This is a genomic window from Oceanisphaera submarina, assembly GCF_046521305.1.
GTDB classification, from domain to species: Bacteria; Pseudomonadota; Gammaproteobacteria; order Enterobacterales; family Aeromonadaceae; genus Oceanimonas; species Oceanimonas submarina.
Map to the genome: position 1 here is coordinate 15,274 of NZ_JBKGFN010000002.1, position 13,905 is coordinate 29,178.

The 13,905-nt window shown below is 58.4% G+C and carries 13 protein-coding genes and 1 pseudogene; 7 read left to right on the forward strand and 7 right to left on the reverse strand.

Annotation, left to right across the window (positions count from 1 at the left end):
* Nucleotides 1-76: 76 nt before the first annotated feature.
* On the reverse strand, nucleotides 77-655 hold the full coding sequence (locus tag ACLEIV_RS02635; protein WP_410455382.1) for an MBL fold metallo-hydrolase RNA specificity domain-containing protein: 579 nt from the start codon (nucleotides 653-655) through the stop codon (nucleotides 77-79).
* Between the two features lie 122 nt (nucleotides 656-777).
* Nucleotides 778-993: an MBL fold metallo-hydrolase gene (locus ACLEIV_RS02640; protein ID WP_410455111.1), complete on the reverse strand. Its 216-nt coding sequence runs from the start codon at nucleotides 991-993 to the stop codon at nucleotides 778-780.
* A 392-nt stretch (nucleotides 994-1,385) separates the two neighbouring features.
* Between ACLEIV_RS02640 and ACLEIV_RS02645 the strand changes: the two genes are divergently transcribed.
* Nucleotides 1,386-1,589 carry a YjbH domain-containing protein gene (locus tag ACLEIV_RS02645; RefSeq protein ID WP_410455112.1) on the forward strand — a complete coding sequence of 68 codons (204 nt, stop codon included), beginning with the start codon at nucleotides 1,386-1,388 and terminating at the stop codon, nucleotides 1,587-1,589.
* A 199-nt stretch (nucleotides 1,590-1,788) separates the two neighbouring features.
* On the opposite strand, the gene icd is transcribed toward ACLEIV_RS02645, so the two are convergent.
* Entirely contained in the window at nucleotides 1,789-3,042 is a 1,254-nt protein-coding gene (gene icd, locus ACLEIV_RS02650; protein ID WP_410455113.1) for an NADP-dependent isocitrate dehydrogenase, read from the reverse strand.
* Nucleotides 3,043-3,234: 192 nt separating this feature from the next.
* On the opposite strand from icd, the pseudogene ACLEIV_RS02655 reads away from it, so the two are divergent.
* The 6 genes and pseudogenes from ACLEIV_RS02655 to ACLEIV_RS02680 form a co-directional block, all read left to right on the forward strand.
* Nucleotides 3,235-3,846: pseudogene (locus ACLEIV_RS02655) on the forward strand (pseudouridine synthase); the annotation flags it as partial.
* Nucleotides 3,846-4,301, forward strand: coding sequence for an NUDIX hydrolase (locus ACLEIV_RS02660; RefSeq protein ID WP_410455114.1), 456 nt, complete (start codon nucleotides 3,846-3,848; stop codon nucleotides 4,299-4,301). The pseudogene ACLEIV_RS02655 and the gene ACLEIV_RS02660, both read left to right, overlap by 1 nt.
* Nucleotides 4,302-4,507: 206 nt before the next feature.
* Nucleotides 4,508-5,614 (forward strand): tRNA 2-thiouridine(34) synthase MnmA, encoded by a 1,107-nt coding sequence (mnmA, locus tag ACLEIV_RS02665; protein ID WP_410455115.1) that lies wholly within the window; start codon nucleotides 4,508-4,510, stop codon nucleotides 5,612-5,614.
* Nucleotides 5,611-6,234, forward strand: a complete 624-nt coding sequence (gene hflD / locus ACLEIV_RS02670) for a high frequency lysogenization protein HflD (protein ID WP_410455116.1) — start codon at nucleotides 5,611-5,613, stop codon at nucleotides 6,232-6,234. Before mnmA ends, hflD begins: the two co-directional genes overlap by 4 nt.
* Nucleotides 6,235-6,291: 57 nt before the next feature.
* On the forward strand, nucleotides 6,292-7,659 hold the full coding sequence (purB, locus tag ACLEIV_RS02675) for an adenylosuccinate lyase (protein ID WP_410455117.1): 1,368 nt from the start codon (nucleotides 6,292-6,294) through the stop codon (nucleotides 7,657-7,659).
* A gap of 378 nt (nucleotides 7,660-8,037) precedes the next feature.
* On the forward strand, nucleotides 8,038-9,180 hold the full coding sequence (locus tag ACLEIV_RS02680) for a ribosomal protein uL16 3-hydroxylase (RefSeq protein WP_410455118.1): 1,143 nt from the start codon (nucleotides 8,038-8,040) through the stop codon (nucleotides 9,178-9,180).
* A gap of 58 nt (nucleotides 9,181-9,238) precedes the next feature.
* Here the strand turns inward: ACLEIV_RS02680 and ACLEIV_RS02685 are convergent, their stop codons facing one another.
* From ACLEIV_RS02685 to ACLEIV_RS02700, 4 genes are all read right to left on the reverse strand, one after another.
* Nucleotides 9,239-9,736: a GNAT family N-acetyltransferase gene (locus tag ACLEIV_RS02685; RefSeq protein ID WP_410455119.1), complete on the reverse strand. Its 498-nt coding sequence runs from the start codon at nucleotides 9,734-9,736 to the stop codon at nucleotides 9,239-9,241.
* Between the two features lie 11 nt (nucleotides 9,737-9,747).
* Nucleotides 9,748-10,383 (reverse strand): pyridoxamine 5'-phosphate oxidase, encoded by a 636-nt coding sequence (gene pdxH / locus ACLEIV_RS02690; protein ID WP_410455383.1) that lies wholly within the window; start codon nucleotides 10,381-10,383, stop codon nucleotides 9,748-9,750.
* A 693-nt stretch (nucleotides 10,384-11,076) separates the two neighbouring features.
* Nucleotides 11,077-12,102 carry a phage portal protein gene (locus tag ACLEIV_RS02695; RefSeq protein ID WP_410455120.1) on the reverse strand — a complete coding sequence of 342 codons (1,026 nt, stop codon included), beginning with the start codon at nucleotides 12,100-12,102 and terminating at the stop codon, nucleotides 11,077-11,079.
* Nucleotides 12,102-13,859, reverse strand: coding sequence for a terminase ATPase subunit family protein (locus tag ACLEIV_RS02700; RefSeq protein ID WP_410455121.1), 1,758 nt, complete (start codon nucleotides 13,857-13,859; stop codon nucleotides 12,102-12,104). Before ACLEIV_RS02700 ends, ACLEIV_RS02695 begins: the two co-directional genes overlap by 1 nt.
* Between the last annotated feature and the right edge of the window lie 46 nt (nucleotides 13,860-13,905).

The window sequence follows — 13,905 nt, forward strand, 5'->3', positions numbered from 1 at the left end:
GGTGCAACGCAAGGGATCAGTGAGGGGTTACTGCTACGAAGGAGCTGCCAGCTCAAGCGGCAGTTACGAGCATACGTCACCCCTCACCCGCTATCACTACATCTGTCCCCGGCAACAACTCCTTCAACCAGGCCTGCAACGCCGCCTTGGCCTCGGCCTCCCCGGGTGTCAACCATATCTGCCCGGGTAGCAACGTAATACCGACGGCAAAGTTTATCAGATCCTGTTGCCCGCCATGAGCCGAATATCCGCTTACCTGATGTACCTGGGCGCGAATGGTGAAGCGCTCGCGGTCAAGCGTAACCCCGCCCTCTTGCGGCCCGAGCTCCAGAATATCTCGCCTTGGTTTGCCCTCGGCCTGATAGCCCACGAACAACACATCGTTGCGGGCTTCTCCCAGCATCGCCTTCAGGTAATTAACCACCCGGCCGCCGGTACACATGCCCGAGCCCGCCAATACCACGTAGGGCTTGTGATATCGGGCCAAATAGTTCACCGCATTCAGGTGATCCCGGTGGCTATTCACCACCGTTAGCAGCTCGAACGACAGCGGATGCCGCCCCTCGCTCAGCCGATCTTTCGCCTCATCATTCCAGAACGGATTGAGCTTGCGGTAGAGGCCAGTAAATTTGGCCGCCAGCGGCAAGTCGACCATCACTTACAGCTCGTTCCAGAGCAGGCCGGGGCGGCCGCTGGTTATAAGGCAAGGGCACCAACCGAGACTTGAACATTTTCAGCACTCGGCTAATCAGCTTTTTATCCCGGGTAAAACCAATTTTAAATGCATCTTCCAACATGGCCGGCAACAATAGGGCCGTGGGCTTGCGAGAAAATGATAGGCCCCTTGAAACCCGCCCCTAGCAAATAGGGAGTGCACCCTACATGATCGATATGCACATGAGTGACTACTAGCGCCTTGATATGACTGATATCAAAATCAATGTCCAGATCGTCCCGCTGCTCGGTGCCGTAAAACAGGGCGTAGTCGATCAAAATGCCGGCTCCATTCAGCCGCAGCTCGTGACAAGAGCCGGTCTCCCCCCTTCACCGCCCAGTGATGTAACACCTCCACCTTGCCGCTATTCATGTCACCCCAGCCAAAACAAAATTCATATGAAGCCAACTCTAGTCTGCCGAATACAAAAAGCCCGGTGGAGGTGGAAGCCTCTTGTCGGATCCATTTCAATGGATCAGCCAACGAACACGCAACACCACAGGTCGAATACTCTTGCCTAAGATAAGTCGACCCTACGGAAAACGGCTCCCGTAGTTGGCCATTTATGCGGCGCAAACCGGCAGGCAAACCCAGATTTTCAGTTCGCCAGGAAATCGGATCATGGAAGAAGCAGATAGTTCCCTGATTTAGGAAAAAACGCCTCACCAATGTGTCGTCTGAAGATTATGGTGAAGGCAGCTTTACCAAGGGGTTTTATGTGTCGATTCCGTTCGACTTGCTGACGGTTAACCCCAGCACCAGCAGTGCCACCATCAGTTGGGTCCCCCTTACCCGCGACGGCGGCCAGATGCTGGGCCGACGCTACGGTTTATACGGGTTAACCGATGCTCGTTCGCCTTATTTTGGGTTGTAAATAAGCGCCGAGCCTTAAGCGCCGAGCGTCAAGTAAAACCAAACCCCGAGCCTGCAGGCCCGGGGTTTTTCTTTGCTGTTATGTAGGGCTTGCTGTTTCGTCATAGCGGTGCTGAATCAAGCTCGGTATGACGGACCCGGTATCTTTCTGCAGACAACGCGAGATCCTGGCTTTGGTCAGGATGACCGCCTGATCTTTTTTACATCTGCGTCACTATGTCTTCGGCAAATTCGGAGCAACTGCGCAGGGTGGCACCTTCCATCTGCCGCTCGAAGTCGTAGGTGACTGTCTTGTTGGCAATAGCCCCTTCCACGCCCTTGACGATGAGGTCTGCCGCCTCGGTCCAGCCCAGGTGGCGTAGCATCATCTCGGCGGAGAGGATAAGCGACCCCGGGTTGACCTTGTCTTGCCCCGCGTACTTGGGCGCCGTGCCGTGGGTGGCCTCGAACAGTGCCACACCGTCGCCGATGTTGGCACCGGGGGCAATGCCGATGCCACCCACCTGGGCCGCCAGGGCATCGGAGATGTAGTCGCCATTCAGGTTCATGCAGGCAATCACGTCGTATTCGGCCGGACGCAGCAGTATCTGTTGCAGAAAGGCATCGGCAATCACGTCCTTGACGATGATCTCCTTGCCGGTATTGGGATTCCTGAACGAACACCAGGGGCCGCCGTCGATCAATTCGGCACCGAACTCCTCCCGCGCCAGCTCGTAGCCCCAGTCTTTGAAGGCACCTTCGGTGAACTTCATGATGTTGCCCTTGTGCACCAGGGTCAGGGAATCACGGTCGTTGTCGAGCACATATTGCAGCGCGGCGCGCACCAGGCGCCGGGTACCCTGCCGAGAGGTCGGCTTGATGCCGATGCCGCAGTCTTCGGGGAAGCGGATTTTCTGCACCCCCATGTCGTTGCGCAGAAAGTCGATGACCTTCTGCGCCTCGGCGCTGCCCGCCTGCCATTCGATGCCCGCATAGATGTCTTCGCTGTTCTCGCGAAAGATCACCATATCGGTCAACTCCGGCTGTTTCACCGGACTGGGCACTCCCTGGTAATAGCGCACCGGACGCAGGCACACATACAGATCCAGCTGCTGGCGCAGGGCCACATTAAGCGAACGAATACCGCCGCCCACCGGGGTAGTGAGCGGGCCCTTGATGGCCACGTGATAATCGCGGATAAGCTCCAGGGTTTCTTCCGGCAGCCAGGTGTTTTCACCGTAAACCCGTGTCGATTTTTCTCCGGTGTAGATTTCCATCCAGCTGATCTGTCGCTGTCCCCGATAGGCCTTGGCCACGGCGGCATCCACCACCAGCTTCATTGCCGGGGTCACGTCCACGCCGATGCCATCGCCTTCGATAAAGGGAATAATGGGGTGATTCGGTACCTTCAGTTTGCCGGTGTCGTCCAGGGTGATTTTTTGTCCTTCTGCCGGCACCCTTACCTGTGAAGTCATCGCGTTCTCCTGCTTGCTGTTATTGATGTCCCTACTCTGCGTTTATCGCTCCGCTCCCAGCGTCAACCAGCAGCATAGGACAAAAAATGCACGTTAGATATTGAGCCGGTCAAAGTTCGGTGGTCATGCGGCATTAGGCGTGAACCGAAGATTTTGCTATTCTGAAGTCCCTGTTTATCAAGACTTTTCACTATGAAAGCCAGAAAACCAAGGCCCGCCGCCAGACCAGGTTCCAAACCGGCCAGAGTCAGGTCCACACCGACACCCGCCGGACCGCCGACCACGCTGCTGTTTAACAAGCCTTATATGGTGCTGTGCCAGTTTACCGATGGCGACGGCCGCCAGACTCTGGCCAATTTTGTGAAGGTACCCGGCGTCTATGCCGCCGGACGCCTGGATCGGGACAGCGAAGGCCTGCTTCTGCTGACCAACGACGGCGCCCTCAATGCCCGCCTGACCCAACCCGGGCGAAAAACCACCAAAACCTACTGGGTGCAGGTAGAAGGCGCGCCCACCGAGGCGGACCTGGAGCCTTTGCGCCGGGGCGTGGCGCTGAAAGATGGCCCTACCTTGCCCGCACAGGTACGGCTGATGGACGCGCCGGATGTCTGGCCACGCACGCCGCCCATTCGCGAGCGCCAGAATATTCCAGCCAGCTGGCTGGAAATCAAAATCATCGAGGGGCGCAACCGCCAGGTGCGGCGCATGACCGCCCATATCGGCTTCCCTACCCTGCGGCTGATCCGCTATGCCATCGGTGACTGGACCCTCGATGACCTGCCCTCTGGTCAATGGAGACAAATATGAGCCATCATCCCTTCGCGGTCACCCTGGCTGTCGTCGTCCGTGCCGGTGAACGTTTTTTGATGGTGGAAGAATGGCAGCAGGGCCGGGTGATGTTCAATCAACCCGCCGGCCATCTTGAACCGGGCGAAACCCTGCTAGACGGTGCTCGCCGCGAACTACGGGAAGAAACCGGTCTGACCCTGCCGCTGGAGCAGGCGGTGGCCATCTACCAATATGAAGCGCCGGACAACGGCACCCATTTTGTGCGCTTCACCTTCTGCGCCGAGGTACCCGAGCCACTGACCACCAACCCGCAGGATCCGGACGGCGACATCATCCGTTGCCACTGGCTGACTCTGTCCGAGATTGAAGCCCTGGGCGACCAGTTGCGCAGCCCGTTGATCATGGCCTCGTTTCGCGATTATCAGGCCGGCCTGCGTTTTCCTCTGAGTGCGTTGAAGCAACAGCGGTAGGCGCCCATTTATGCAACGCAAACCTACGGATGGGTAGGGAGGCCTGCCAACTGAGGTGGCATCTACAAAACCTCCATCGGGCCGACTCGCAGAGCCATTTTGGCGAACCACTCCAACGGCTTCCCGCTTATGGCCTTCTTTCCCTCCCGCTGGCGGCTTTTGTCTGGTAAAATGCTGGCCGTTTTACATACAGGTAACGGCGAGTGATGAGCGATAACAGTCAGCTAAAAGTGATTGTCGGCATGTCCGGCGGTGTGGATTCTTCGGTTTCGGCCTATTTGCTGCAACAGCAGGGCTATCAGGTTGAAGGCCTGTTCATGAAAAACTGGGAAGAAGACGACACCGATGAGTTCTGCTCCGCCACCGAGGATCTGCGGGACGCCCAGGCGGTGTGCGACAAGCTCGGCATAACGCTGCACACCATCAACTTTGCCGCCGAATACTGGGACAACGTGTTCGAGCATTTTCTGGCGGAATACAAGGCCGGGCGCACGCCTAACCCCGATATCCTGTGTAACAAGGAAATCAAGTTCAAGGCTTTCCTCGAGTTTGCCGCCGAAGATCTGGGCGCCGACTACATCGCCACCGGCCACTACGTGCGCCGCAGCTTCGACGACCAGCCCCGCATGCTGCGCGGCCTGGATGGCAACAAGGATCAGAGTTACTTCCTCTATACCCTGAGTTCGCAACAGGTCGCCAAAAGCCTGTTCCCGGTGGGTGAGCTGGAAAAACCCGAGGTGCGCCGCATCGCCGAGCAGTTGGAGCTGGTGACCGCCAAGAAAAAAGACTCCACCGGCATCTGTTTTATCGGTGAGCGCAAGTTCACGGATTTTCTGGCCCGCTACCTGCCCGCCCAGCCCGGCAGGATTGAAACCGTGGATGGCGTGGTCATCGGCGAGCACCAGGGACTTATGTATCACACCCTGGGACAGCGCAAGGGCCTCGGCATCGGCGGTCTGAAAAACGCCACCGACGAGCCTTGGTACGTGGTCGACAAAGAGCTGGATCGCAACGTGCTGGTGGTGGCTCAGGGCGATCACCCGCGGCTGTATTCCAACGGACTGATTGCCCGCCAGCTGCACTGGGTGGATCGTTCGCCCATGACGGACGCCTTTCGCTGTACCATCAAGACCCGTTATCGTCAGACCGATGTGCCCTGCCTGGTCGAACCGCTGGATGACGAAACCATCAAGGTCACCTTCGACCAGCCGCAGGCGGCGGTTACGCCGGGCCAGTCCGCCGTCTTCTACCATGGCGATATCTGCCTCGGCGGCGGTATCATCGAAACCCGTTTCAGTCAGGAGCAAGCGTGAGTCACAGCCTCGAAAACCAAACTCTGGCCTTTGCCGGCATCTGCCAGGCCGCCAGTCTGGTACAGCAGGTCGCCCGCGATGGCACCATAGACGATAAAACCCTGCTCTCGTCCACCCTCAACAGCATTCTGGTGACCGACGCCGAGCAGTCGGCGGATATTTACGGTGGCCACGACAAGCTTGGCCTGGGCTATCAGACGCTGATCGATCAGCTCGGCAACAACAGTAACCGCAAAAATGCCGAACTGACCCGCTACCTCGTCGGTATCGTCGCCCTGGAACGCAAGCTGGCCAAACGGCGCGACCTGATGGCCATGCTGGGCGAGCGCATCAACCAGGTACAACGCCAGTTGCACCACTTCGAGCTGCTCGACGAGCAGGTGCTGGCCAATCTGGCCGGTGTTTACAGCGACATCGTCAGCCCCATAGGGCCGCGTATCCAGGTAGCGGGTAACCCGACTTACCTGCAGCAGCCGCTGGTGCAGCACCAGATTAGGGCGCTGTTGCTGGCGGGTATTCGCAGCGCCGTGCTCTGGCGCCAGCTCGGCGGCAAGCGCCGTCATATTCTGTTTTCTCGCAAGCGGTTGGTGGCTCAGGCCCAGGCGGCATTGCGGTATTAACCATCCTATGGTTACCCAGATAAATTGTTACCCCCCAACGTTCAGGAGTCCTTGTTCATGGAATTGTCAGCATTAACGGCTATTTCTCCGGTTGATGGCCGTTACGGCACCAAAACCCAGGAGCTGCGCGCCATTTTTTCCGAATTTGGTTTATTGCGCTTTCGTGTAGAAGTCGAAGTACGCTGGCTACAGGCGCTGGCCGCCCATGCTGAAATTACCGAGGTGCCTACCCTGTCTGCCGAGGCCAACGCCCTGCTGGACGCCATTGTCGCCAACTTCAACGAAGCCGATGGCCAGCGCATCAAGGATATCGAGCGCACCACCAACCACGACGTGAAAGCGGTGGAATACTTCCTGAAGGAAAAGGTCGAAGTGCTGCCCGAGCTGGCGGCCGTCAGCGAGTTCATCCACTTCGCCTGCACCAGCGAAGACATCAACAACAACGCTCATGCGCTGATGCTGAAAGCCGGCCGGGACCAAGTCGTAGTACCTTACTGCCAGCAGTTGGTCGACGAAATCAAACGCCTCGCCGCCTTGTATCGCGACGTGCCCATGCTGAGCCGTACCCATGGTCAGCCTGCCTCGCCTACTACCCTGGGCAAGGAAATGGCCAACGTGGCCTACCGTCTTGAGCGCCAGCTCAAACAAATCAAGTCGGTAGACATGCTGGCCAAGATCAACGGCGCCGTAGGCAACTACAACGCACACCTGTCTGCCTATCCGGAAGTAGAGTGGGCCGGCTTTGCCGAGCGCTTCGTCACCGGTCTGGGACTGACCTTCAACCCCTATACTACCCAGATTGAACCGCACGACTACATTGCCGAGCTGTTCGACGCCATCGCCCGTTTCAACACCATACTGCTCGACTTCGATCGGGACGTGTGGGGCTACATCTCGGTCGGTTACTTCAAGCAGAGAACCGTGGCCGGCGAAATCGGCTCCAGCACCATGCCGCACAAGGTCAACCCGATCGACTTCGAAAACTCCGAAGGCAACCTGGGCCTGGCCAACGCCATCTTCAACCACCTGGCCGCCAAGCTGCCGGTGTCTCGCTGGCAGCGCGATCTGACCGACAGCACGGTACTGCGCAACCTGGGCGTGGCCGTGGGCTACTCGCTGATCGCCTATCAGGCGACCCTGAAGGGCATCAGCAAGCTGGAAGCCAACCCGCAAGCCCTGGCTGCCGATCTGGACCAGAACTGGGAAGTGCTGGCCGAGCCGGTACAGACGGTCATGCGCCGTTACGGCATCGAGAAGCCCTACGAGAAGCTGAAAGAGCTGACCCGTGGCAAGCGCGTGGATGCCGAAGGCATGCGCACCTTCATCGACGGCCTGGAACTGCCCGAATCGGTAAAGGACCAGCTGAAGCTGCTGACCCCGGCCAACTACATAGGCCACGCCATACAGCTGACCGACGAGCTGTAAACCCGGCTCGAAGCGTTAAGCGCCAGTCTGGACGCTTAAGACAAAACACCGGGCCGGTTGGCTCGGTGTTTTTGTTTGGGGGGAGTTGTTTGCCCCTCCTCCTTGGCAACGGCCTCACATACATAACAGCGGGGCTTCGCCAGGGGGAGGCTGGGCGGGGTCACCATCGGCCTCCGTACAGAACCCTCCCCTTACCTTGCACCCCGCTGCCACCCTGCTAATCACGAGTTCAGAGGAGGGAGCAGATCGACGCCATGCCCATTCCCTATTCCCCGTTTACCCCTTACCGCCGACAGCTTGAAATCTATCATTCTCCACGGCGGCTAGGCATAATAGCCCGCTATTCTTAACGCATCAGCCCCATCATTACAGGTCCCCATGCACAGTGCACTGAAACTGGATATCGACGACTTCCTGGCCAGCTACTGGCAACGCAAGCCCCTGCTTATCAAGGCCGGTTTTCCCGGCTTCGAAGATCCGCTCAGCCCGGACGAACTGGCCGGCCTGGCGCTGGAGCCGCACATCGAATCGCGCCGGGTCTGGCGTGCAGACGACCGCTGGAACGCGGAAACCGGCCCCTTCGAGAACTACGATCATCTGGGCGAAGCCGACTGGACCCTGCTGGTGCAGGCCGTCAACCAGTGGCACCCGGCGGTACAGGATGTGGCGGAGGCGTTTCGCTTTATTCCCGGCTGGCGCTTCGATGATGTGATGGTCAGCTTCTCTACCCCGGGTGGTGGCGTGGGCCCTCATATCGATCAGTACGGGGTCTTTATCATTCAGGGCGAAGGTCGCCGTCGCTGGCGTGTGGGCCTACCCCAAACCCTGAGGCAGTTTGCCGCCCACGGTGCCCTGCGCCACTGCGAGGCCTTCGAGGCGGAAATAGACGAAGTGCTGGAGTCCGGCGATGTGCTCTACATTCCGCCCGGTTGCCCGCACGAAGGCTATGCCGAGACGCCGGCGCTCAACTATTCCATCGGCTTTCGGGCACCGGATGCGCGGGATCTGATTTCCGGCTTTGCCGATCACATGCTGGCCCACGAGTCGGATACCCGCCGCTTCGACGATGCCGCCATGGCGCCCTGTACGGCCCATGGTCGCATCGACCACCAGGCGATGATTCAGGTCAAAGCTCTGATGACCGAGCTGCTGGACGACCCGGTACGGCTGGCCGACTGGTTTGGCGAGATGATCTCGGAAGCCAAGCACGATCTGGATCTGGAGCCGGCCGAGCCGCTGTATAGCCTGGAAGAACTGGTGCTGCGCATGGACCACGGTGACCACCTGTATCGACTGGGCGGCGCCCGCTGTTTCTATATGGAAGGCAGCGAAGATGTGTTCTATCTGGACGGCGACCGCTATCAGCTGGCAGAGCCGGATGCCGACGCCATCGCCCTGTTATGCGATCAGGCCCGTATCTGCGGCCCGGAAGTCGCCTGCCTGAAACAGCCCCAGGCGCTGCTGGAAGTGCTGCTGCCGCTGGTGAATCTGGGCTACTGGTACTTCGAAGAAGACGAATAAGCAGCAAGCAGACAAAAAACGGCGCCGTCTGGTACAGCGCCGTTTTTTTGTCTCGACCCTACGTCAGGTTATCAAATGCCGGATGGTAGCTTATCAGGCCTCTGGGGGCAGGTTGCTTGAGTGCCAGTGCCATGAAGGCATCACCGGCGTCGGGATAGGCGCATTCCAGGCCCAGCTCGCTGGCGGGCCGAAAACCGAAGCGACGATAAAAGTCCGGCTCCCCCAGCACCACGACACCGGACCAGTCCAGCTCGTTGGCGCTGTCCAACGCTTCCCGGATCATGGCCGAGGCCACCCCCTGCCGCTGACACTCGGGCCAGACACTGACCGGGGCCAACCCCAGCCAGCCGATATCCTCTCCGTTTACCAATACCGGGCTCATGACCAGGTGACCCATGATGGCACCTTCGTATTCGGCAACCTGGCTCAGGCTGATGGCACCCTGCTCGCGCAAGGCCCACACCAGATCCGCTTCGTCGTCTCGCTCGAAGGCGGCATATACCACCTCGTCGATGTCGTCACCGTCACCGGGACGCTCGGTTCTGCATATCAGCATGATGACGCGCCCTATGGCGCCAGCCGATCGATGGTCCAGCCACCGTCGCCGCGCTGATACAGAAAACGGTCGTGCAGACGGTTGGCACCCCCTTGCCAGAATTCGACGGTCTCGAACTTGACCCTAAAGCCTCCCCAAAAGCTCGGCAGCGGCACCTCGCCATTGGCAAACTTCTGTTTCATTTCCAGAAATTTGGCTTCCAGCAGGCCACGGGCAGAAATACGCGACGACTGCTGCGAGACCCAGGCGCCGATCTGGCTGTCTTTGGGACGACTGTTGAAGTATTTCATCACCTCCAGCGTCGACAATCGCTCTACCTGACCGGTGACGTGCACCTGACGTTCCAGCGTATGCCAGGGAAACAGCAGGCTGATGCGCGGATTGCCGGCCAGCTGGCCGGCCTTGCGGCTGCCCATGTTGGTATAGAACACGAAGCCGCGCTCATCGGTATGTTTGAGCAGCACAATGCGCTGATACGGCTGACCGCGCTCATCCACTGTGCCCACCACCATGGCGGTGGGATCGGCCAGATTGGCGGCAATCGCCTGCTGCATCCAGGTATCAAACAGAGACAAAGGGTTATCCGGCAAATCTTTGCGGCGCAGGCCGCCTTGCAGATATTCCCGCCGGTAGTCGGCCAGTTCCATAGACAGGTCTCTCATCATTCGGGGAGGCTCTATTGTGCGGGGCGCGCCGGGGATTGGCAAGACGGCTGCCGCCAAGCGGGATCACGAAACCTGAGAATACCCGGAAGTGATGGTATGATCCGGCCCCGAACCCTTTTTTGTTTGTCCGTTAACACGAGTATTTTATGGCCCTGCTGATCACAGAGAAATGCATTAATTGCGACATGTAAGAGCTTGCAAAATAATCATATAAAAATCAAAAGTATAAAACAGCGTGTTACCAATAGTGTTGTGTTCGATTGTTTGTGAATTTGTTGTGTTGCACGTCATTGCAACACAAACCGCACACTCCCTGATCCCTCATCTCTCCCCGCTTAATTATCCGTTTTTCCCCGTTGTAACCCGATGTTATTTGTCCTCTGTTTTTCAGTCTCCGCCCCAGTGCTGGCAAGGATCGCGAAGGGATCGCAGATCTCGTTATTTTCATCGGATAAAGCGCGCAGGCGTGGCGGGGTCTCAACGGCGCGCGCTGGGTGTTGAATGCCCTCGCAAACGGTCAGGGCGAGCCGCACAGCGAAAGCAAACGATAAGCGGTTACTTGATGTGGGTTTAACCGTAGCTGCCATGAAGGCGTGATGTGGCGTTCTGGTGGCGTGATCGTTCAGGCAAAAAAAAGACCGGCGCTTTGGCCGGTCTGGTTGCTTGGGGTTTTGGTCAGCTGCCCGGCGCGGGTGTCGCCGCCAGGGTGTAGGGCTTGAACCGAATGATGTCTTCACCGGCCCAGTCGTTGATGGTAGCGAAGGTGGCGCGCAGGCTTTCCATCTCGTTGCAGTCGAATACCTGGGCGGCTTTCTCCGCATCGCCGAAACCACCGACGTTGCCGGGCATCACGCCCATCAGTTGAGGCGGCACTCGATGCGCGGCCAGTTGGTCGTCGCGGCTCACGTTCTTCACTGACAGAAACTCGTCCTTGGCCGCGACTTCGGCCACCGGGATCAGGTTGATACCGTCCTTCTTTCCGCCCGGGGCATACAGCAACAGGTTGCGGAAGTTGCCCGGGCCCTTGCTGTCTTTCAATGCCTTGCGCAGCTTGTTGATGTCGTCTTCTTTCTGCAGCGTGTCGGTCAGGTACATGATGAACCCGGCATGACTGCCATTCTCGTAGTACCGGCGCCGGAACAGGGTGGCCGACTCGTTGAGCAGCGAACTGTTCATGCTGGCCACATAATCGGGAATGCCGTAAATCTCCTGGCTGACATCCGACTCCATCACCTGGAACACGCTGCCCGCTGCAAACTCGGTGGAGGTGTTCCAGTTCGGAATCCACCAGAACTGGCCAGGTTCAACACCACGGCGGCAGAACTTGGCCGGGGTGCGCCGGTACGTCATCGCCCGGCCCAGGCGGTTGTCGATACGCTCCACATAGCAGTTACCGAAAATCAGGTAATCCAGTGCCAGGGCACTGAATTCGGCCAGGCTCAGTTTAGGATGAGGAATGAAGCAGGCCCGCAGAATATTGCGCTTAACCTGAATCGCCGAACCATGATGCACCGCCGCCCGATACACTCGGGCCAGGCCATCCAGTGACAGCGGCGGCTCGTACCACTTGCCGTTGTCCATCGCCTCCAGGTAATCGAAAATCTCGCGCTGATTCAGCACCGGCATGGGATCGCCGAAGGTAAACGCTTCGATGCCGGGTTCGGTGGCGGGCCGCTCGGCGATAGCCGGTTCGTTGCTCATCAATAAATCTCCATAATGCTGGAGCTGGTAGCGCTTACGCCGTCCAGCGGTTCATTTTGTAATGCGTGCATGGTGGCCCAGGCGATATCGGCATGGCTGATTTCGTCCGAACGGCTGGCCTCATAGGTAGGCGACCGGCCACTGGCGGTGATGGTCTTGCGGATGGCCATGAAAGATTGCGCCATGTCGTTCCAGCCGGCATCAAACTCCAGCCGGCCTTTGCTGATCACGTCGTAGGCCTTCATCACCAGCCGGCTCTTGACCAGTGGGGAATATTGGAAGGTGGTCACCTGGGGGAAAAACTTCTTCACCAGCTGATACACCCCCTCGCCGATGCCGGTGATGTCGATGCCGATATAGGTGACGTTGTAGCGCTGGGTCATTTTTTCGATGGCGTTGGCCTGGGCTTCAAAGTCCATGCCCTTCCATTGGTGCTTTTCGATGATGCGGTGCTTGCCGCCCTCAACCAATGACGGCACCACCACCACACAACCGGCACTATCACCCTGGCCACCTTTGGCCGGGTCATAGCCGATCCAGACCTCGCGGTTACCCACCGGGCGCGGGGCAAAAGGTCGGTAGTCGTCCCACACCTCCCAGCTGTCCACCATGCATTTCTGCATCATGGCCATCGGGAAAATAGACGCAGTGTCATCGATAAATTCGCACATCAGCAGGTTCTGATATTCGTGGTCGCTGTACTCCCGGCGCAGTTGGTCCAGGTCGAACAGGTTACAGCCACCGCGCACCGCATCTTCTACAGTCACAATTTGCCGCCACTGACCATCGCCCCCTTCATGGCCGTTCACCAGCAGGCCGTGGGATAAATCCAGCTCGATGCGGTCAGCCTTGCGGCGGCCTCGGTTATACAGGGCGCCCGACCAATACGGGTATGCATCGTGGGTCAGGCTGGAAGGGGTGGAAATATAGGTCTGCCGCCACTTCTTGTGCATGGCCATGCCCGATGCCACCTTGCGCAACTGCTGAAAGCCATGCACCCAGAAATATTCATCGAAATACAGGTTGCCGTGGTAACTCTGGGCCGTGCGGGCGTTGGTACCCAAAAAGTACAGGTGCGCCCCGTTCGGCAACACTATCGGGTCGCCGCGTAACTCAAGGTCGGCAGTGTCTTTGGCGAACTGAATGATGTACTGCTTGAACACATGCGCCTGGGCCTTGGAGGCCGACAGAAAAATCTGATTGCGGCCGGTAACCACCGCATCCACAAAAGCCTCGCGGGCAAAGTAGTAGGTCGCCCCTATCTGGCGGCTCTTAAGAATATTGCGGATTCGGTGGGTAAGCCCGGCCTGATACCAGCCCATCTGGTAATCAAACAACTCGTTGTTGAAGCCATCCACCAGCAGCGACTGCTGCTCTTCGCTGATGGCGTTTTTCTCTACCGGTTTTTTCGGCCCCTTGTTGCGATTGGCCACATTCGGATTCAGGTCACCTTCATGGCCGCCGTTGCTGTATTTGTTAATGCGGGCAATGCGTTCCAGCTGCCGCCCGAGCAGGTCAATCTCCTTGAAGTCTTTGCCATCCTTCGCGTCTTTGTTGATGAGCTGGATCATGCGTGCTTCAAGAGTCGAATCAACTCTGTCTATCGGGCGGGCCTTGTCCCACTGCTCGGTTTTCTTCCAGGTGCCCAGGGTAGACTCGGGCACCTCCAGAATCTCGGATATACGACGCAGCCGAAAACCCTGCCAATACAGGGTGCGGGCGCGAATTTTGGGGTCAATATCAGTCTCTATCATCATGCGGCCAGTTTACGGAGCTGCCCGCCCCCTCTCGCCCTCTTTGCCT

Excerpts from the sequence above, each read along its gene's own strand:
- purB (WP_410455117.1), top strand. The coding sequence starts at position 6,292 with ATGGAATTGTCAGCATTAACGGCTATTTCTCCGGTTGATGGCCGTTAC.
- ACLEIV_RS02660 (WP_410455114.1), top strand. The coding sequence starts at position 3,846 with ATGAGCCATCATCCCTTCGCGGTCACCCTGGCTGTCGTCGTCCGTGCC.
- ACLEIV_RS02695 (WP_410455120.1), bottom strand. The coding sequence starts at position 12,102 with ATGAGCAACGAACCGGCTATCGCCGAGCGGCCCGCCACCGAACCCGGC.
- icd (WP_410455113.1), bottom strand. The coding sequence starts at position 3,042 with ATGACTTCACAGGTAAGGGTGCCGGCAGAAGGACAAAAAATCACCCTG.
- ACLEIV_RS02700 (WP_410455121.1), bottom strand. The coding sequence starts at position 13,859 with ATGATGATAGAGACTGATATTGACCCCAAAATTCGCGCCCGCACCCTG.
- pdxH (WP_410455383.1), bottom strand. The coding sequence starts at position 10,383 with ATGGAACTGGCCGACTACCGGCGGGAATATCTGCAAGGCGGCCTGCGC.
- ACLEIV_RS02680 (WP_410455118.1), top strand. The coding sequence starts at position 8,038 with ATGCACAGTGCACTGAAACTGGATATCGACGACTTCCTGGCCAGCTAC.
- ACLEIV_RS02635 (WP_410455382.1), bottom strand. The coding sequence starts at position 655 with ATGGTCGACTTGCCGCTGGCGGCCAAATTTACTGGCCTCTACCGCAAG.
- mnmA (WP_410455115.1), top strand. The coding sequence starts at position 4,508 with ATGAGCGATAACAGTCAGCTAAAAGTGATTGTCGGCATGTCCGGCGGT.
- ACLEIV_RS02685 (WP_410455119.1), bottom strand. The coding sequence starts at position 9,736 with ATGCTGATATGCAGAACCGAGCGTCCCGGTGACGGTGACGACATCGAC.